18 protein-coding genes are annotated in these 19,159 nt (G+C 61.1%); 7 read left to right on the top strand and 11 right to left on the bottom strand.

Annotation, left to right across the window (positions count from 1 at the left end; genetic code table 11):
• Nucleotides 1–4: 4 nt before the first annotated feature.
• The 10 genes from NG895_RS13685 to NG895_RS13730 all read right to left on the bottom strand — a co-directional run bounded on the left by NG895_RS13685 (nucleotide 5) and on the right by NG895_RS13730 (nucleotide 10,258).
• On the bottom strand, nucleotides 5–1,360 hold the full coding sequence (locus NG895_RS13685; protein WP_252853069.1) for a class I adenylate-forming enzyme family protein: 1,356 nt from the start codon (nucleotides 1,358–1,360) through the stop codon (nucleotides 5–7).
• On the bottom strand, nucleotides 1,360–2,064 hold the full coding sequence (locus NG895_RS13690) for an SDR family oxidoreductase (RefSeq protein WP_252853070.1): 705 nt from the start codon (nucleotides 2,062–2,064) through the stop codon (nucleotides 1,360–1,362). The genes NG895_RS13685 and NG895_RS13690 overlap by 1 nt, the downstream gene beginning before the upstream one ends.
• On the bottom strand, nucleotides 2,061–2,366 hold the full coding sequence (locus NG895_RS13695; protein WP_252853071.1) for a hypothetical protein: 306 nt from the start codon (nucleotides 2,364–2,366) through the stop codon (nucleotides 2,061–2,063). The genes NG895_RS13690 and NG895_RS13695 overlap by 4 nt, the downstream gene beginning before the upstream one ends.
• 77 nt (nucleotides 2,367–2,443) lie before the next feature.
• Entirely contained in the window at nucleotides 2,444–3,670 is a 1,227-nt protein-coding gene (locus NG895_RS13700) for a glycosyltransferase family 4 protein (protein ID WP_252853072.1), read from the bottom strand.
• 114 nt (nucleotides 3,671–3,784) lie between these two features.
• Nucleotides 3,785–4,780 carry an NAD-dependent epimerase/dehydratase family protein gene (locus NG895_RS13705; protein ID WP_252853073.1) on the bottom strand — a complete coding sequence of 332 codons (996 nt, stop codon included), beginning with the start codon at nucleotides 4,778–4,780 and terminating at the stop codon, nucleotides 3,785–3,787.
• A gap of 173 nt (nucleotides 4,781–4,953) precedes the next feature.
• Entirely contained in the window at nucleotides 4,954–6,033 is a 1,080-nt protein-coding gene (gmd, locus tag NG895_RS13710) for a GDP-mannose 4,6-dehydratase (protein WP_252853074.1), read from the bottom strand.
• Nucleotides 6,034–6,174: 141 nt separating this feature from the next.
• A complete protein-coding gene (locus tag NG895_RS13715) occupies nucleotides 6,175–7,770 on the bottom strand; it encodes an MraY family glycosyltransferase (protein ID WP_252853075.1) in 1,596 nt (531 codons plus the stop codon).
• A gap of 556 nt (nucleotides 7,771–8,326) precedes the next feature.
• Nucleotides 8,327–8,944, bottom strand: coding sequence for a WcaF family extracellular polysaccharide biosynthesis acetyltransferase (locus NG895_RS13720; protein ID WP_252853076.1), 618 nt, complete (start codon nucleotides 8,942–8,944; stop codon nucleotides 8,327–8,329).
• A gap of 109 nt (nucleotides 8,945–9,053) precedes the next feature.
• Nucleotides 9,054–9,551 carry an SRPBCC family protein gene (locus NG895_RS13725; protein ID WP_252853077.1) on the bottom strand — a complete coding sequence of 166 codons (498 nt, stop codon included), beginning with the start codon at nucleotides 9,549–9,551 and terminating at the stop codon, nucleotides 9,054–9,056.
• A gap of 89 nt (nucleotides 9,552–9,640) precedes the next feature.
• The gene (locus tag NG895_RS13730) at nucleotides 9,641–10,258 is read right to left on the bottom strand and encodes a hypothetical protein (protein WP_252853078.1); all 618 of its coding nucleotides are present in this window, start codon (nucleotides 10,256–10,258) and stop codon (nucleotides 9,641–9,643) included.
• Between the two features lie 320 nt (nucleotides 10,259–10,578).
• On the opposite strand from NG895_RS13730, the gene NG895_RS13735 reads away from it, so the two are divergent.
• The 7 genes from NG895_RS13735 (at nucleotide 10,579) to NG895_RS13765 (ending at nucleotide 18,055) form a co-directional block, all read left to right on the top strand.
• Nucleotides 10,579–11,385, top strand: coding sequence for a hypothetical protein (locus tag NG895_RS13735; protein ID WP_252853079.1), 807 nt, complete (start codon nucleotides 10,579–10,581; stop codon nucleotides 11,383–11,385).
• Between the two features lie 119 nt (nucleotides 11,386–11,504).
• Nucleotides 11,505–12,959, top strand: coding sequence for an FHA domain-containing protein (locus NG895_RS13740; RefSeq protein ID WP_252853080.1), 1,455 nt, complete (start codon nucleotides 11,505–11,507; stop codon nucleotides 12,957–12,959).
• Between the two features lie 181 nt (nucleotides 12,960–13,140).
• The gene (locus NG895_RS13745) at nucleotides 13,141–15,261 is read left to right on the top strand and encodes a serine/threonine-protein kinase (protein ID WP_252853081.1); all 2,121 of its coding nucleotides are present in this window, start codon (nucleotides 13,141–13,143) and stop codon (nucleotides 15,259–15,261) included.
• Nucleotides 15,262–15,264: 3 nt separating this feature from the next.
• Nucleotides 15,265–16,635 (top strand): hypothetical protein, encoded by a 1,371-nt coding sequence (locus NG895_RS13750; protein ID WP_252853082.1) that lies wholly within the window; start codon nucleotides 15,265–15,267, stop codon nucleotides 16,633–16,635.
• Between the two features lie 66 nt (nucleotides 16,636–16,701).
• Nucleotides 16,702–17,340, top strand: a complete 639-nt coding sequence (locus tag NG895_RS13755) for an RNA polymerase sigma factor (RefSeq protein ID WP_252853083.1) — start codon at nucleotides 16,702–16,704, stop codon at nucleotides 17,338–17,340.
• Nucleotides 17,333–17,743: a hypothetical protein gene (locus NG895_RS13760; protein WP_252853084.1), complete on the top strand. Its 411-nt coding sequence runs from the start codon at nucleotides 17,333–17,335 to the stop codon at nucleotides 17,741–17,743. The genes NG895_RS13755 and NG895_RS13760 overlap by 8 nt, the downstream gene beginning before the upstream one ends.
• Before the next feature lie 21 nt (nucleotides 17,744–17,764).
• A complete protein-coding gene (locus tag NG895_RS13765) occupies nucleotides 17,765–18,055 on the top strand; it encodes a (2Fe-2S)-binding protein (RefSeq protein WP_252853085.1) in 291 nt (96 codons plus the stop codon).
• Between the two features lie 862 nt (nucleotides 18,056–18,917).
• Here NG895_RS13765 and NG895_RS13770 read toward each other — a convergent pair.
• On the bottom strand, nucleotides 18,918–19,159 hold a 242-nt coding region (locus tag NG895_RS13770; protein WP_252853086.1), incomplete at its 5' end, for a hypothetical protein.

The raw sequence follows: 19,159 nt of genomic DNA on the forward strand, positions 1-19,159 counted from the left end.
ATACCTATTCGGACTTCGTTCGCTGCTTCTTGAACCGCTCGCTCATCCGCGACGTCGCGTCGCTCAGGCGGATTTTCACGGGAATTTTGTACGAGGGCAGCTTTGTAAAGCAGTGCTGCCGGACGCGCTTGATTACGTCGGACAGCGGTTCCTCTTCGTGCAGCGTAAGTTCGGCAACGACAATGTTGCCCATAATCGCGTGCGGCTCCTTGGTCACCGTGGCGTCCGCTACGTTGGAGTCTTCCATCAGCACGGTTTCCACTTCCGCCGGATAGACCTTCTCGCCGCCGACGTTGATGATCTCCGACTTGCGGCCCTTGAACCGCAGCCACTCGCCGTCCACTTCCACTTCGTCTTGCGTGTTGAACCAGCCTTCGTCGTCAAACGGGCTGGGGGCATTCAAGTAGCCGAGCATCGACGACTTGGCTTTGATGTGCAGGATGCCATCGACGATGCGGGTCTGGTAGTCTTCGCCACCCACGCGAATCCACACCGAGTCGTTGCTGCGCGACTGAGTCCGCATGATGCCCAGTTCGGTCATGCCATACGACTGGCGGAACGTCACGCCGGGGAACGCATCGTTCAGGCGACGCAGCGTCGCCGGGGGCATCACTTCCGTGGCGTAGTTGATGATCTTCAAGCTCGACAAATCGTGCTTCTCGTGTTCGCCGCTTACGAGCAACAAATTGAGAAACGTGGGCGAGGTGGGTAGCACTTCGGCGCGGTGCTGCTCGACCGCCCGGCAGATGGTAGCCGCATCGCGCGAGGTGACCGTAATCACGCAGCCGTGGTTCGACAGCGTGTACATCATCGTGTTGAAGCCGCCAATGTGGTCGAACAACAGGAAAGTGATCATCCGCTGCGAATGCCGCGGCATCTTGAACTTGTTGAGCAGGAAGTCGAGGTTGTGCACCGCCGCCTTGGGCTCGCCAGTGGAGCCGGAACTGAACAGCACCAGGCCCGGGCTGCCGCTCTCTTTCAGTTCGACCAGCAGCGGATGAGTGACCTCGGTCGCCGCGTCGGCGGTGCGGGTGTACTGGTCGTTTTCGTCGACGGAAAGTCGATGGCTGACCTCGGCCAGCTGGGCGTACTTGTCGCGGTCGGCGGTTACCTGGCGGGCGACCGGCACAATGATGTTGCGATTCTGCATGACCGCCAGCAATAGGGCGATCGAACCCGGCGAGAAGTCGGCATCCAGCATCACGCACTGACCTGGCAACACATGCTCGGCCGCGAGGAACTCGTTAGCCCGCTCTACCAAGTCGAGAAGCTCGCCATATTTAGTGGCGCGATCCTGCCACACGACGGCGTCTTGATCGCGGTGCTCGGCAAATCGCTCAAGAAGCCAGGAGAGCGGCATCAGGGGCCCCCAAGATAAATGACCTGGCCCGTGGTGAAGGTGTTCTTCTCGTCCAGCAAGAAGTCGACCACCCGCAGCACGTCCTCGTATTCGCCATAACGCTTGATGGATTGCCGGTCGACTAGACGCTGCATCTTGTCGTCAGGCACACCGGCGATCAGGTCGGTTTTCACGGGGTTGGGCGAGACGGAGTTGGCCGTAATGCCGTGATAACCCATCTCGCGAGCCAGCACCTTGGTGTACGATTCGACGGCTGCCTTCGAAGCGGTGTAGACGGCTTCCCCCTCCAAGGCGTAGGCCACCGCGACGCTGCCGAAGTTGATGATTCGCCCCTCGCCATGCTTCAGCATCAGCTTGGCCGCTTCCCGCGAGCAAAGCATGGTGCCGAACACGTTGACCGAGAACAACTTGTGCATGGTGCTCAGCGGGGTGGTGAGCACATGGTTCATCGAGGCCGTGCCAGCGTTGTTCAGCACGGCAAACAACTGCTTGCCGCTCTTGCGCACAGCGGCAAACATGTGCGCTACGGCCTTTTCGTCGGCTACGTCGAGTTCGAAGTGCTGGTACCGCTCGTGCTTGGTATCGCTGGGACCACGACTGCAGCCGAACACCCACCAACCCCGTTCGAGCATGGTCTCCGCCAGTTGCAGCCCCAGTCCGCGACTGGTGCCGGTGATCACCATGGCCTGGTCGGACTTGCTCATGCTGCCGCTCCCGCTTCGTCGAGCAAGCTCACCGCGTAATCGGTCAGGGCGTTGAGCGACCGGAACGGGCTGTTGCGCATCGACATGGCTTTTTCGTTCGCCAGCACCAATTCGGTGCCATACTTATCGTTCAGCTGCGCTTCGAACGAGGTGATCACCATCACCAGTCCCAGCGAGTCGACCGTCGCTTCGGGGCCGATCAGCGGAGTGTCCTCCTGGATGGCCAACTCCTGACCGGACTGTTCGCTGTACTCCTGGACGCACTCTTTCAGCAGCGTCATCACTTCTTCTCGTTTGCCCATCGTGCGTTTGTCCTTCAGTTCAATCTTGGCGGGGGGATGCTTTTTGCGGCAGGGTTTGCGGGCGCGGGGGTGGCGTTTCAGTTCCGCGACGGGGCGATGGCGTCGCAGAATTGCTGGCAAAGGTGGTTCTTGCTCAGTTGGTCCTCGATCGCCTGACGAGCCTGGCTGCCCATGGCCTGTAGCTCCTCGGCTGGCAACTGGGCGATGCGACGCATTTCGCTGGCCGCCCGTGGTGCGTCGTCCGGCGAAACACGCCAACCTATGTTATATCGCTCAATCAAGTCTGTCACGTGCGACGGTTCGGGCCCTGCAAACAGGATGGGCCGCGCCACGGTCATGGCCCCGTAGACCTTGCAGGGATGGAAATAGCCGATGCCGCTTTCCTCCATGGTGGCCAGGTGCACATCGCCCGCGGAGAGCGAGAACCGCAGTTCGCTGAGCGGCTGGTAGGGCAGCAGCAGCAAGTTGGGGGGCTGGCGGTCGCGGATGGCCGCCTCGATCTCGGCCCGCCGCACACCTCCGCCGATGAACACGAACTTCACGTGCTCCAGGTCTTCGAGCGCCTGGGCCGCTTCGAGCAGCACACCGATCGGATGTCCGATGCCCATGTTGCCGCTGTACATGAACACGAACTTGTCTTCCAAGTGGTGCTCTTTGCGGAACTTGTTCTCGCCGTGCGGCACCGGTTCCAGTTGATCTTCCAGGGGCCAGGGCGGGATCACGTGCACCCGCTCTTCCAGGCCATAGTTGTCCTTGATTCGCTGCTGCATGAATCGATCGAGCGCGACAATGGCGTGCGAGTTGTTCATGGTCTTGGTAACCGAACGCTTCAGCAACCACCCGAAAGGCGACCGTGGGTTGAGCGAACCGCTGGCGATCATTTGATCGACGTTCAGGTCCATCACCCAAAAACTCATCGGCACCCGACGAAAGAAGCGGACAAACAACGCCGCCGAGCCAGCCATCGGCGGACTGGTACTTACCAGGATGCTGGCCAAACGAGGGGTGAACAATCCCCGCAAGGCGGCCTGCATGACGAACAACAACTGGCCCAGCAAACGGAGCAGCAAGGTCCGCTTGCCAAACGACGAGAGTGGCAACCGAATGATTTCTACTCCGTCGCGTGTCTCCCGTCTTGGGTACTTGGCCGAGGGATCCTCATAGCCCCGCGCTGAGGTCAGCACGCGGACGTCGTAACCCCGCTGGACCAGCATGGCCGCAGCATCGGCCATGTGCTGCCCCACCGACGCCGGGTCGGGCACATACACCTGGCTGATGACGAGGATACGGGGACGTTTGGTCATGCGTGCAGGTGGGAGGATGGACGAGTAGCAGGCTCGGTCGCGACACGTGGGAACGTGTGCGCGAGAGACGATTTGCCCGCCGCCAGGCGGACGGCTTGCTAGTGGCGAGAAATTCTACTTGGTGGTGGCAGCACCGTGCTTGGCAAGGTACTCGCCGTAGATCCACTCGTAGGTTTTGGCCATTCCTTCGCGAAGCGGAATGCCAGGCGCCCAGCCCAGCAACTTGGTGATGAGCGTGTTGTCGCTATTGCGACCGTTGACGCCCTTGGGAGCGTTGAGGTTGTGGTCGCGCTGGACTTCGATGCCGGCAATCTCGCCCACCATGTCCACCAGACCATTAATGGTAGTCAGCTCGTCGGAGCCCAGATTGATAGGCTCGGTGATGTCGCTCTCGGTGATCTTCAAGATGCCTTCGATGCAGTCGTCGATGTACATGAAGCTGCGGGTCTGATGGCCGTCGCCCCACACTTCGATAGTGTGGTTGCCGGTCTCCTTGGCGTTGATCACCTTACGGCAGATCGCAGCGGGGGCCTTCTCGCGGCCACCGTCCCAGGTGCCGTGCGGGCCGTACACGTTGTGGAACCGGGCCACACGGGTCGTCAGGCCGAAGTCTTCGCGGAAGTGACGGCACATCCGCTCGCTGAACAGCTTCTCCCAACCGTAGCCGTCCTCGGGCATGGCAGGGTAGGCGTCCTCTTCTTTCAGCGGCACGACGTCTTCGCTCTTCTGCTTGTCGGCGTTGTATACACAGGCACTCGAAGCGTAGAAGAACCGGTCGACGCCCGCCTCATGGGCGGCCTGCAGCAGGTGCGTGTTGATCAACACGCTGAGCATGCACAGCGCCTTGTTGTTTTCGATGAAGCCCATGCCCCCCATGTCGGCGGCCAGGTTGTACACGCGGCTGGCATCCTTGCAGGCTGCCTCGCAAGCGTCTTTCAACTTCAGATCGGCTTGGACGTTCTCGACACCATCGAACACCTGGTACCACTCGTCGAATGGCTTGATGTCGATGCTGCGGATATTCTTGTGCCCCTGCTCGAGCAACTTTGCCACCAGGTGGCCACCAATGAATCCGCCGCCGCCGGCTACTACGATTACGTCATTTGCCATGTTCCGGTTGTCCTTTACGAGAGAAGTCGTTGCCGCCTGAAGTGCAAGTGATTTGTGGTCCGGTACAAGCCGGAAAGCTACCTCTATTGTGTTTCGATTACGCTATTTCGGCAACCTGGCGAAGGTTCGAGGGATGGTATTGGAGCTGCCACAGCGCGGTTTAATCGGTGTAATCAGCGCGACGCGATGTCGGCCCGATTTGCTTCCTGCTCGGCCTGCTCTAAATCGCTACGAACCATCATCTGCACAAGTTCGGTAAAAGACACCGCCGGAGCCCAGCCCAGCTCGCTGCGAGCCCGGGTTGAGTCGCCGCGGAGCGTATCTACCTCCGAGGGACGATAGAATTCGGGATGGACCACCACCAGCTTCCGCCCGTCGGGACCGACGCCCACTTCGTCCAGCCCGTGTCCCTGCCAGGTGATCGGCTGACCGATCTCCTGAAAGACCAGCTCGCAGACTTCGCGAACCGAGTGCGATTCGCCTGTGGCCAGCACGTAGTCGTTGGGCTTGTCGGCCTGAAGCATCCGCCAGGCGCCTTCCATGTAGTCGCCCGCAAATCCCCAGTCGCGTTGGGCTTCCAGGTTGCCCAGCGACAAATTCTCCTGCAGCCCGTGGTGGATGCGGGCGGCGGCCAGGCTGATCTTGCGGGTCACAAAAGATTCGCCCCGGCGAGGCGATTCGTGATTGAACATGATGCCATTGACCGCAAACAGGCCGTACGCTTCGCGATAGTTACGGGTGGTGTGGAATGCAAAGGCCTTGGCCGATCCGTACGGGCTGCGGGGATGCAGGCGGGTCAGCTCGTTTTGCAGCTGATCCTGCACCTTGCCAAACATCTCGGACGACGAAGCCTGAAAGAAGCGGGCGGGCAGGTCCAACTCGCGAATGGCTTCCAGCAGACGTAGGGGGCCCAAGCCAGTGACGTCGGCCGTGTACTCGGGCAGGTCGAACGACACCTTCACGTCCGATTGGGCGGCCAGATTGTAGATCTCGTCGGGACGCACCCGCCGCAGGATTTTGAGCAGCGAGCCGGAATCGCGCAAGTCGCCGTGCACCAACTCCAAGCGGGGGCTCTCCGACATGATGCTCGGCACCAGGTGATCGATGCGCGTCAGGGCACGCGACGAGTGACGCCGGACCATTCCCCAGACACTGTAACCTTTGTCCAGAAGCAACTCCGCCAGGTAGGATCCATCCTGACCGGTGATGCCCGTAATCAGGGCGCGCTTACCTTCGTGGCTGGATTGATCCATGCTTGGCGGGGGTGGGAGGGAGTTGAAAGGCGAGACGGCGGCGGCTCCAGCGGAGGCCGCAAACCCATAGGATAGCGGATCGACACCGCAATTGCGACGCACGGACCTGGAGGGTCTCCCCCCGGGCTGCGGGCAGTACCGCTAGCGAATCAGACTGGAATCGGTGGGCGAGGTCACCGAGCCGGCCGGAGTGGGGCCGATAAGCGGATGCTCGACAACACGGGAAACCCGCATCGATAGGTCGTCCGCCTTGATGTTTTCGCGTATGTAGCGGATGTCCTCTTCGATGGGCTCCAGGAAGTCGAGCACCTGGCCTATTTGATTGAGGGTCGAGCCTCGGGCCTCGGCCATCGTTTCGCCGGTAATGTCCATCTGCCCCACCTGCTGGTCATCGACCACCAGGGGATGGGTCAAGCGCCACAACGTCGCTTCGCTATCCACGTTGCGCGACGTGTCCCAGGTGGCATAAAACGATTCGTGCAGCAGCGGGATGTCGATCGAGAGCTTGATGCGGGTGAGGTGGTAGGTGTCCGCCGCTTCGATAATGGCGGTCCACAGTTTGTTCCACTCGCGAGAACCTTGCAGTTGAAGTGAACTTTCGCGAACGCTTGCACCGTTGGCCGATTCAGCGGTAGCCAGCGAATTGGCGAAACGGCTCATCCGGCCCTTCAGCAGAGCGAACTCGATGTGGCCGAATGTTTTGGTCGACACGAGAAATACCATCACAGCGGCAACCGTCACCAGGGCGATCCATTCTTTCTTCAAGTAGATGCTCAGCACCGCGCTGAGGCATGTCGTGGCGCAAATCAACGCGATGAACAGCGATGCCTGCTGCACAGTCCACCCCCGCACCAACAGAGAGTGGTGCAAGTGACCGCGATCGGGAGCGAACATGCTACGGCCAGTGAGCTTGCGTCGCAGCAGCGCCGCGAATGAATCGAGAATGGGGATTGACCACACAGCGATGGGTACCGCGAACGCCATGGCGGCCGACGACTTGCCATTAGCCAACACGGCGATGGTGCCGCAGACCAGGCCGACGAGCATGCTGCCGGCGTCGCCTAGATAAATGGTAGCCGGCGCGAAATTGTATCGTAGAAATCCGAGTAACGCCCCCGACAGGGCCAGCACGATGGCCGCCATCGCGACGTTACCCTGCCAACCACAAATGGCCGCCAGAGTAATGCAGAGAATGAAACCAACACCGCCCGCCAGACCGTCGATGCCGTCTATCAGGTTCACCGCATTCGTGGTGCCCACCAACCAGAACAACGTGCCGGGGATGGCAAACCATCCGAGGTTGATTGGATAGCCGAAGGCGGTGAAACCTTCGATGCGTACTCCCGACCAGATCAGCAGGCCGGCAATGGCCAACTGGCCCAGCAGTTTGTATCGGCCCCGCATGCCCTTCAGGTCGTCGAGTAGTCCCAATGCCACAATAGCGGTGGCGCCGATCGCGAGGCAACCGAGTGGCAAGTGGTTCCACGGCGTTTTGACGTTCAAGCCGTAGAGGCTCGCTACTACGAACACAATTACCATGGTGATGACCATGGAAAGGAACACTGCCGCGCCGCCGCCAAGCGCAACGGGTGCTTTATGCGCCTTGCGCCGCTGATCGGGTCGGTCAACGAATCCAAGCTTCTTGGACGTCTCGCGTACGACGGGAGTGAGTATCAGGCTCATCACACATGAGCCAACACCCGCAATCAGGTAGAGGAGAGTAGTGGAATCCAACATAGACCGCTGGCCTTGGTGTCGTCGTCAGTATGGGTGAATCAACTTTTCGCTGCCACAGCCCGCGCGCTTCGTCTGCTAACCGTTCAATATACGCAGATATGTCAGATCGTCGATGATTTGCAGGACGGTTTCTGGTGGTCGGGCCGTGCTAGCGGGGGCTCCATTCGTTGCGTCCGCTTCGTGCGCCACTGTCTGCTCAGTTAGCCCAAACTCCGTGGGGCGAATTCTCTCGCCAAGATCCTGCGTTGCAGCTATCGTGCCACAACCGCGATACCCGCCATCGCTTGCTGAAACCTTCTGGAGATAGAAAGAAATCAGCCATTCTGACCAGCGGATGAGAAATAGCAGAAAGAAGAGTTTACCCCCGTTGCGGTGCCGAAAACAGTGACGCTCGGGCGAGCTACCATACCGAGGGCAGTGGAGGAAGCCGCACAGGCGTTACAAAAGGCAGTACGGGGCCGGCGGGCCATTGGTTCGCAGAAGACACCGAGCGACTTCGTGCTGCCGATGGCGAATGTGGCGAAAAAGCAACACCCAGAGGCCCGGACGCCTCACGCTAGGTTGGCTTGGCCGGTGGCTCGCGATCGCGGATCCGCTGGGCCGGATTCCCCCCCACGATCATGCCGGGGGGAACGTCTCTGTGCACCATGCTGGCCGCCGCTACCAGGGCGTTGGCTCCTACGGTGGCCCCGCCCAGCAGAGTGGTTTGGGCCGCCACCCAGGCCCCGTCGCCCACGGTGATGGGGGTGGTGATCAGGTCGAAACTCCGTTTGCGGTGATCGTGACTGCCAGTGCAGAAATAGACCCCCTGCGAGATGCAGACATGGCTGCCAATGTCGACCATCGCCAGATTGTCGATCCAGCTCCCCTCACCAATCCAGGTGAAGTCGCCAATGCGGAGCCGCCACGGAAATTTGATCCGCACGCGGGGTTTGATCACTACACCTCGGCCAATCTGTGCGCCAAACCACCGCAGCAGCGTGCATCGCCAGCGGGATGGCAGCGGTAACGACGAGGCGAACAGCAACTCGCACACGATATACCAGGAGACTCGCGCCAGCAGACTGCCGGGGTCGTATCCTGTGACCCGAAAGTGCTCCAGGTCGACCCACGCACCGCCACTGGCCAAATCGTCGGCCGGGGGCATGTCGGTGGAGTTGGTGGTTTCGGACACTGCGGCAAAGAGAGGCTACTGGGAGAATTCGCGGAGCGCATGGTCGGCGCTTCCTTGAATCGTAGTTCACCCTGCTGCGGACCGCCAGCGACACCGCCGGCGGTGCCGATCAGGCCGATTGTAGGGCCTGTTGCGGTGCCAGTTGTTCGTGTAGGGCCCGCTCCCGGTAGGTGAAGATCTGTTGCACGTCACGCCGCACCAGCAGTCGATGGATCAGCGCCCCGCCGGGCACGCCGTAGCGGACCACGTCGCGACACAGGGTTCCGCCCTCGACTGCTTCAAACTGGTGTTCGTGCCGCCAGTGACGATATGGCCCCCGCAACTGGGTATCGACAAATCGGTAGGGAGGCTCCCACGCGGCGATCTCGGTTCGCCAGCGGACGGGCACATGGTGAATCTTCAGCCGATAGTCGATCAGCGTCCCCGCATGCATGTCGAACGGCCCAGGCGTAACCACCTGGAACTGGAGCCAAGGCGGTGTGATACGCTCCAGGTTCATGGCGTCGGCAAAGAAGGCAAACACTTCTTCGAGCGGCCGGGCTACTACGGTTTCGGTTTCAAGCACGTAGCCGCCCCGGTTCGTCGGGTCGGTGCGGATGGTAATCATGGCCAATTGCAGCAAGGACTAAGCGAATTCTGGTCCACCACTGCCAACGAGTGGACTCCAGAAGACTCTAGTCGCAATCCGGCAAGCGACTACGGCTGCCGTACAAAAACGCCATCGGCCACGATGCGGAGTGTTCCCAGTTCGACCGAGCCGGTGCCAGTCACCACGACTTCTTGGCCCTGTTTCAGGTCCAACAGCGTGTCGCTCCGGACGGGAATCGGCTGCCCCTGCTCGTCGACGAAGGTGACCAGGGCCACCGTATCGACCAAGTCGCGTGCCTTCCCCGCACAAAACATGCACTCCTCGCCTTCGGCGTGCTGGTGCTCTTCACCCTCGAATTCGGCAACGGTCGTTGGATCGACCAGCGAGAATACGGCCTGACCTTCCATCCAGGGGAACGCGGGCATGTTGTCGCTGCCGAAAGGATTCGGCATGCCGCCGATGGTGCCGACCACGGTCACTCCGGTGGGGGGAGAGTCCGCGGAGGACTGTTCCGCCTCCTCCTCCTCGCCCTCCGGCGAATCCGCAGGCTGAAGGGCATTGCGGACCTCGATCACCGTTTTCGCATCCGCTGGTTCTGCGGTCATCAGCAGCTTGGAGCGATAGTCGGCCATCTGTTCGGCCGTCATTCCTGCCGGCAGAGTTTGTGGTTTCTCGCATCCGACCGCAATTGCCAGCAAAAAAACGGCGGGAAGGTATCGGATCATGGCAGTAACTCCAGCGCGGGGGGCAAGCGACGTTTCTACGCATTTTTTCGCGTTGGGTTCATTCTGCGCGGGGACAACCAGGGACTGCAAGCGGCGGGGAGCCGGGCGGCCGCCGGCCGGCGGTTTCAAAAAAATTTAAATCGTTCCAAAGATCACTTTGCGGGGGGCGAATCTCTTAGTGGACCAGCACTTCGCCGTGCTCGGTCCTTTTGGTGTTTACCTCCGTTCGTTCGTCTTTTCCCTCAGTCGAGCCAACCGCCATGCGAAAGCCCTTCAAATGTTGCTTTCGATCGTTCCACCCCGATCAAGGAGCCAAACCGATGATCAAAAAAACCCTACTTACTGTTGCTGTGGTCGGCCTGGTTGCTGGCCTGTTGTTTGGGCGGGATGCCCTCAGTTACCTCAAGACCGGCGCCAATCGGGTGTCGGACGGCGTCAAGGATTCGGTGCCCACCTCGTTCCAGATCGACCGTGCGCGTCAGATGGTCAGCGAGCTCACGCCGAATATTCGCGACGCGATGCACATGATTGCCAAAGAGGAAGTCGCCCTGGAGCATTTGGACGAGCAGATCGTCGCTGCTGAACAGAGTAGCAATAAGCTGCAGGGCGAGATCCTGCAGATGCAGGCCGATCTGACCAGTGGCAAGAGCACCTTCCACTACGCCAGCCGATCCTACGAGCGGGGCGATGTCGAGCGGAGCCTCAAGAGCAAGTTCGCTCGCTACAAGGTAAGCGACGAGACGCTCGACAGCATGAAGCAGATGCGCGACGCTCGCGCGGCCAACCTGATGGCGGCCCGCGAGAAGTATGCCGCGATGGTCACGGCGCAGAAGAAGCTGGAAACCGATGTGAAGTGCCTGGAAGCCAAGCAAGCGTTGGTCGAGGTCGCCCAGGCGTCGAGCGAAGTGGTGCTGGACGACAGCAAACTGGCTCGCACCAAGGAACTGATCAACGACATCCGCGCTTCGCTCGACGTCAAGGCTCGAATCGCCAACGCCGATGTGGACGTGGTGACCGAGATTTCGCTCGATCCGGAAGACTCGGCCGACATCACCGACCAGGTAGCTGCCTACTTCAACCTGGTTGAAAAGGATAGCAACGTGGCCCAGGTGAGCTACGAAGATTAGTTGCCAATGACCAAAGACCCAATGGCCAATGACGAATACGTAATGTCGACTCATTGGTCATTGGGCTTGGAATTGGTCAGTCACACAGTCGATCTGGAGTTCCTGTAAGGTTGTCCCTCATGTTTCCTTCTTGGCGAATGCAACTTGGCGAGGCGCGGCGGGCGCTCAAGGAGGGTCAACTCGACCGCGCCTGTGCTATCGTCCAGCGGGAAGAACTGCGGGAGTTTCGCCAGGCCCGGGAGTTGTCGGCTGAGTTGGCCGGCAGGGTGGCTCAGCGGGCACGAGGTCGCCTGGCCGCGGGCCGTTCCAACGCCGGGTGGAACGACCTGGAGTTGGCCGAGCATGTCGCAGGTTGCGATCTGCCGGTGGCCCAGGTTCGCAACGAGTATCGCCAGGCGGTGTTCGCCCGCGCTGTGGATTTCCTGGCCGATGGTCGCACCGCCGTGGCGCAGCAGGAGTTGGCAAAGCTGGCCCGTCGTGGCCTTCGTGACGCTCAAGTCCGACAACTGGAGGAATTCGCCCGCAGCATGTCCGAAGCCGAGCAGATGCTATCGGTGGGCAGTAGCGCCGAGGCTCGCCAAGCGCTGGAGAAAATTGCGGTCGAAGAACTGGCGATAGAGAAATCGCCGGAGAATCTATCCCGTGATTCGGTTAAGATTGATTGGTCGCGACTCGCCCAGCGAGTCGAGTGGCTGCTGGCACAATGCCAGCGGCACTCCCAGCTGCGGGGCGAATTGCACGCCGCAGCCAACCAGAGCGACTGGCACCAGATGCTCGCGCGGGCGGATAAATTGCTGAGCGTGGCGCCGCGCGATCGGGTGGCCCGCGCCGCGCGGCGTCAGGCCTGGCACGCGGTGGGGCTCGACGCCACGGCGGTGTTCCACCGCGAAGGGCGTCCGCTAGCCTCGCTGGCATTAAACGATACAAAACGCGGAGCCCAAGGCTCCGCCTCCAAGACTCAGGCAGACGATACCATGTCCGGCTCCCAGGAACCCAACCGATTCATGCTATGGGTCGACGCCGTGGGAGGTTTCCTGGTGTGCCTGGACGACGAAGTGGTGCTGGGACAGCCCACGCCTGGTTCGGCAGTGGCGGTGCCGTTGTGTGCCGATCTGTCGCGCCGCCACGCGGTCATTCGTCGCCACCAGGGTGGCTATACGCTCGATCCGTTGGGCGAGGTGAAGGTCGACGGGCGGCTGCTGACCGGCCCCATGGTCTTGGGGAATCGACACGAGATTGAACTCGGTTCGGCCGTCCGGCTCGAGTTCACACGGCCGCATGCCTTGAGCGCCACGGCCCGGCTGACACCGCTTAGCGGCCATCGCACTGAGCCCCGCGCCGACGCGGTGCTGTTGATGGCTGATAGCTGCCTGTTGGGGCCGAAATCGCACTCGCACATCGCCTGCCGGCGGTGGCAGGGCGACGTGATGCTGTTCCGGCAAGCGGGACGCCTGCACTGCCGGTCGACCATGGAGATGACGGTCGACGGATCGCAGGCCGATGGACCGACCCCCCTGGAAAGCGGGGCTCGGCTGGAGGGAGAGGAATTCGCCATTAGCCTGGAAGACGTCTGAACCGTCCAGCCAGGCACGCTGCCAACGCAATTGGGGAAAGTTGGGGAACAAAAGGGGTCGTGAGGCGTCCAATTCGGGGGATTCTCACGGTTTTTGCAGCAAGGTTCCGCACCAGCCAGCGAAATGGCATACAGAACCGGTTACACTTAGGGCTGTAAACCACAACGAACACAACACCACCATGGACGTCCGCACGCCTCAACCTGAGCAGCTTCTCGAACCCGCCGGGGCGAGTTCCGAGCGTGCGCCACTCAAATTTCTCTACCCCACCGGCAGCCAACCGCTCGAAGGCTACACCATCAAGCGGGGCATCGGCCGGGGCGGTTTCGGCGAGGTCTACTTCGCCACCAGCGATGCTGGCAAAGAAGTCGCGCTGAAGCTGATTCGCCGTAATCTGGATGTCGAGCTCCGCGGGGTACGGCACTGCCTGAATCTCAAGCACTCGAATCTGATCGGCGTTTACGACATTCGCACCGACTCGCTGGGCGATCAGTGGGTGGTCATGGAGTACGTCTCCGGCGAATCGCTCGAGGACGCCATCGAACGGCACCCCAACGGCATGCCCGTCGACGAAGTGATTCGTTGGATGCGGGGCATTGGTGCGGGCGTGGCCTACTTGCACGACCACGGCATCGTCCATCGCGACTTGAAGCCGGGCAACGTGTTTCTGGATATCGATTCCACCGACGGCGGCACCGTCAAGCTGGGCGACTACGGCCTGTCGAAGTTCATTTCGTGCAGTCGCCGCAGTGGTCAGACCGAAAGTGTCGGCACCGTACATTACATGGCACCGGAGATTGCCAACGGCCGCTATGGTCGCGAGATCGACACCTACGCTCTGGGCATCATGCTGTACGAGATGCTCACTGGTCACGTCCCGTTCGAGGGCGAGAGCGTGGGCGAGGTGCTAATGAAACACCTGACGGCCGAGCCCGATCTGTCGTCGCTCGATAGCCCGTTTCGCGAAGCGGTCGAGCGGACGCTCGCCAAAGACCCTGAAGTCCGCATCGGTAGCGTTCATGAACTGCTGGAACTGCTGCCCGATGGACAAGGCGTGGAGTACGTTCGTCTGGAACGTATCGACGGCTGGAGCGGCGAGCATGCGGCCGCCGACGGCATCGGTGCCGCGCACCTGTTTACCGATACCTCCGTGCGAGGTCACAGGGGTCCGAAGCCATTCTCCAAGGTGCCGTTGGAACGCGATGTTCGCGAACCTCTATACGAGTGGATGAATAGCACCTGGACCAGTTGGGTGGAAGGCTGGCACACCTGGGATGCCAACCCCGTAGGCAAGGCGCTCCTGCTGTTTGTGCTGGTAGGCCTGGCGGTCGGTACGGTTACCGTATGGGGATCGCTGGCCGTGCTGCTGGGCGTGGTGTACGTCTTTTACTACGCGTTTTGGGCCACGCTGGTTCGCCCAGCCGAGGTCCGGCGTCAGAAGAGGGTGCGTCGCGGTCCCGATGGCATGGCGGTAGCCCGCCCCGCGAAACGCCCCCCTCCCGCCGAGCAACCCGTCCTGCAACCGATGTCCCGCGCCGAACAACGGCGCACCGCGGCCATTCGAGCGCAACGCCTGCGCACTAGTTGGAAAGAAAAGGTCCACGAACGGCTCCGCGACAAGCCGTTGCGTCAGCGTGCCACGGAACTGCTCACGTCCATGGTGCTGTCGGGTATCCTCTGTGCATTTCTGGCGATGCTGGCCGTGGTGGTCGTGGGTGGCTCCACCCCCGGCGAACGCCTTCCGCTGTACTTGTGGCTGACTGGCGTGACCACCGTAGGTACCTGGGTGGTGCTGGTGACCGGTAAGTTCACCGAAGGCCGTTTCGAAGACCAGATTCCTATGCGTTTATGGCAACTGGTGGGCGGTGCCTTTGTGGGCCTGGTAGCCTGGGGCCTGGCCACCACGATGATGACTGGCGTGCCCTACATGCACGATGCGGGAATCGGATTCCACGACAGCCTGCTCGACGAACTGCTCAACATGTCGGAAGGGGATTACGTCCAATGGCAAAGCCAGCACTTGGCCTCGCCTGATGCTTTGCTGAGCGTGATGTACTTCTCGCTCATGATGGTTGGTCTCCGGTGGTGGCGATTGGCCGAATACGCCCGTCGAACCCGCCTGAGCCTGGTGGGTGTTGGACTAGCGATTTGCGGTGCGTGGCTCGCCCACCTGGTGTGCTGGTATCCTCAACCCACCGGTATGGCGGTGGCCGGCATCATTGCCGTGGCTACCCAGCTTGTGAGTCCCTGGTTGCCACCGAGCGGACGAAAATCGGCGGCGGAAGAAGCGATGGCAGGTTAGAAGATGTCCCTTATATTTCTCATCGTGCTTGCTCTGGCGGTTGCCGCAGGCGTGGCGGTCGCCACGATCCTGCTCGGGAATCGTCACACCCGAGGTGCCATGCAGTTTGTGGCCGTTGGGCTGATATTGCTGGTGGGTGCAATCGTCGTGTGGAGTTTCGCCGTCGTGCCTAGTCACGTCGAGGAACCCGTGGCATCCACGCCCTACTCCGAACATCAGTATGCGCTGCAGGAAAACCAAGCAAGACACTTCGACCAACTGGCCGAACAATACGAACACCACAGCGATCCAGACATCCAGCAGCTGGCGCAGGAATATCACGAGAAGGCCGCAAATGTCCGCCATCAGCTTTCGGGCCATTCTTCCTACAGTGTGACCAGCTCGTATCGGACCAGCACGTGGTTGGGATTGTTCTCGCCGGCGATTCTCATTGTCTTTCTGGTCATCGTCTTTTTGTTGTTCAAGCACGCGGGGCCCGCCGTGGGATTTGCCGCCCTCGCGCTGCCGGTAGTCCTGCTGTTTTTCAGCTACTCCAGCGTGCAACGCCACACCACGCAACGATATCCTCAATCGCAGTCCTCGGATCCGTATGTTCCAACGTGGTCGCCCGGAGAGATTCAGCCACCCATGTTCGATGAGGGACGTTCGGTGGATGTGTCGTTGCTGGAGCCCGTGGCCGAGGTGCACCCTGCTGTGGCCGAAGTGCAGGACGCCGCTGAGTTTGCCACCATCGCCAGCACCAGTGCGGAAACCGTGGTGGCGGACACAGCCGAAACTGCCGAGGCTCCCAGCGACGACGAACCAGCCCCCGCCACGCCCGTCGAGGAGATTCCCGACTGGGTTCGCCAACCGCCAAAGAGCGTTCCAAACGTTCACCGTCAGGTGGTGCAATCGGACTGGTACGGAACGCCGGCCGAGTGCCTGGCCAAGCTTGAGAATGGTCCAATCGAGCAACTGGTCGAGGCGTATATCCGCGAACTGGCGATCGAAGAATCCCGGCGATCGTACGTCAGCGTTCCGCGGCTCGAGAGGTTGGGGATCACCAAGCGGTATATCCGCGAGAACCTGATCAAGGAGCAATTCTACGAAACCAAGGACTTCGAACACCAGCCGAACATGAAGAACCTGCATGTGCTGCTGGAATACGACAGCCGGACCACGGACGATCTGCTCTCACGCTGGCGAACCTATGCCCGGCAGGACTCGATGGAAGCAGTGGGCATGGGGATGGCTGGCGTGCTGCTCTGCCTGGCCGGCGTGCTCGGCCTGGTAAAACTCGACACTTACACCAAGGGATACTACACCAAGCGGTTGTTTATCGGCGTTCCGGCAGCGATAATCGGGATTGGTTTCCTCATTGCCATGTTCAATTAAGCACTGGCGGTGATTGGCTGCTTGCGAGCAGCATTTACCAGATTCTCGAACACTTGCTCCGCTCCCATGCCGAATCCTGACGCCCTCTTGGTCGACGACATCCGCCGGGGAAATCCCGACGCCTGGACTCGTTTGATCGACGAGTACGAGGGCCGACTGCTGGCGTTTGTCGAAAGCCGCCTCCGCCGCCGGGCGGCCAGCGAGGACGTCGTGCAGGAGACCTTTGTCGGCTTCCTGACCAGCCTGCCCAACTACGACACCCGGCGGCCGCTCGAAAGCTGGCTGTTCTCCATCGCCGCCCACAAGTTGACCGACCATCTCCGCCGCGAAGGGCGCCGCCCGGCGCTGCCGCTTTCCAGCACCGATGGCTCCGACGGAGCCGCCTGGGACCTGCCCGGCCCCGCGCGAGCTGCCAGCAGCATTGCCCGCAGCGGCGAACGCCGCGGCCTGGAAGAGCGTGCCATCTCCGAAGCCATTGCCGGCGAAATCGAGCGGTGGCGCGAACGGGGCGACTGGACCAAGCTGAAGTGCATCGAGCTGCTGTTTGCCCGCGGCCTGGCCAACAAGCGAGTCGCCAAGCTGCTCGACCTCACCGAACAACAAGTGGCCAATTTCAAGTTTGACTTCCTGGCGCGACTCAAAACGTTGGTCCGCCGACAGGACCTGAGCGAGGACATCTTCCCGGAGCTGTACGAAGGTGAGTGAACCCCTTAGCAATCAGACCCTCGAAGCCTACCTCGACGAAGCGCTTCCGCCCGACGAGATGGTCGCCATCGAGGACCAGCTGCGCACCAGCGACGCCTTGCGCGAACAGCTCAAGGCGGTCACCGGACGTCGCGACGCGGGGGTGCACTCGCTCGGCGGCATCTGGCGGCGGCATCGGCTCACTTGCCCTTCGCGTCCGGAACTGGGCAACTACCTGATGGGCATCCTCACCGACGACGCGGCCGACTACATCCGCTTCCACATCGAAGTGGCTGGCTGCCGCGTCTGCACGGCCAGCATCGCCGACCTCACGGCCGCCCAGGAAGCGGCCGACAGCGAGGAGGTCGCCGGCCGGCGGAAGAAGTACTTCCAGTCCAGCGTGGGGCACTTGCCGCAGGAGTGATCATCCGTCAGGCTGCACTCCATGGACCTCGACGACGAACTCTGTCTTTGCTTTCACGTCACTAAACGCAAGGTGGTCAACTACCTGCGGATCGAGCGGCCGCGCTCCGCGTCGCAACTCTCCGATTGTCACGGTGCCGGCACGGGTTGCGGTTGGTGTCGCAACTACCTGAAGAAGCTGTTCGAGGCTTCCCGCGCCGCCAACACCGGCGAGGCCGACCTGCCTACGGCCGCCGACTACGCCCAGCAGCGGGCCAGCTACATCCGCAGCGGCGGAGGCACCCCACCCGCCGGCGCCACGCCCATCGAGTAGAGCCTTCTCCGACGCCCGACGGTCTTGTCCCACCGCCGGCGTTTTGCCACAGCACAGGTTGTTCCACAACTTCCCCCACGCGAATTCATGGGCCCAAAACTCCAGCGGTTTTGGTCCCGCCCGAGTGGTGAAACCCCTTGTTTCCTCGGCAAAACCATACGGGGGGTGCGACAAAACCCTCTGCGTTGTTCCCCGCATGTTTTTTGGGCCACCCCAGTTGGCCCAAAACTATTGGAGGGGTCAGGATTCAGGAGTCGGGGGTCAGGGAACGGAGAGACGAACGTCCTCCACGCCCGGGCGCAATTCCATCGCAAGCTTCCGGACTACGGCCGACAGCCTAGAGCCCACAGCCTCTAGCCAATTTCTATTGCCAAACAGCCGCGGCAGGTACAAGCGGCCGCAACTCCATTGGACCAAACCGGCGGACCGATTCAACGGCGATTTTTTTACAGTAGTTCGGGCGCGAGCGGTCGACACGAAGACGCTTGGGCCAATGGGGACACTCATCTACTTCTCTGCACCGGCAGTGTGCGTGAGGTTTGGCGTGCAACTCGCCACGGTGTTATGCTTAGTGCATGTCCTCTGCCAAGCCTCATCGAAAACGAGTCCGGCACTTCGACCAGCAGGGCGAGATTCACGAGTTGACATTCTCGTGCTACCACCGATGGCCTTTGTTAGACGACGACTGCCGAGGTGATCGGCCGTGCCACCGGATTGGTTTGCTGGAGAATCTAACTTTACGAGCTACTGAGGCTGTCCACAGAGCACTGCTGGTTTTCCGCAAGCTGGCGAACTAGTTGAGAACTGTGTGACTAACTGATGATTCCAAAGAAGCAAACCACGACCAGCCAGCAGTGGCACCCTACGCCGTTAACCCTCTTCGACCGATGATTTTCAACTGAGCTGCGTGGGCGACTTGCTGGCGGTTGGCGGTAAGCAGTTTTGGTACTCCCGGTGGTTTGCCTTGTTTCTTCCGTGGGTAGTTGCGGCTGGCTTTGTTTTTTCGGACGTATCTATCGATGATTGCTTGGCGCAGCCGCTCGCACAACCGTTCGCCTTTCTCTGTTGGGTGCAGATAGTCGCGCATGGTGCGTCGAAACGCCA

Origin of the sequence: Aeoliella straminimaris, from assembly GCF_024054565.1 — a bacterium.
Classification (GTDB): Bacteria; Planctomycetota; Planctomycetia; order Pirellulales; family Lacipirellulaceae; genus Aeoliella; species Aeoliella straminimaris.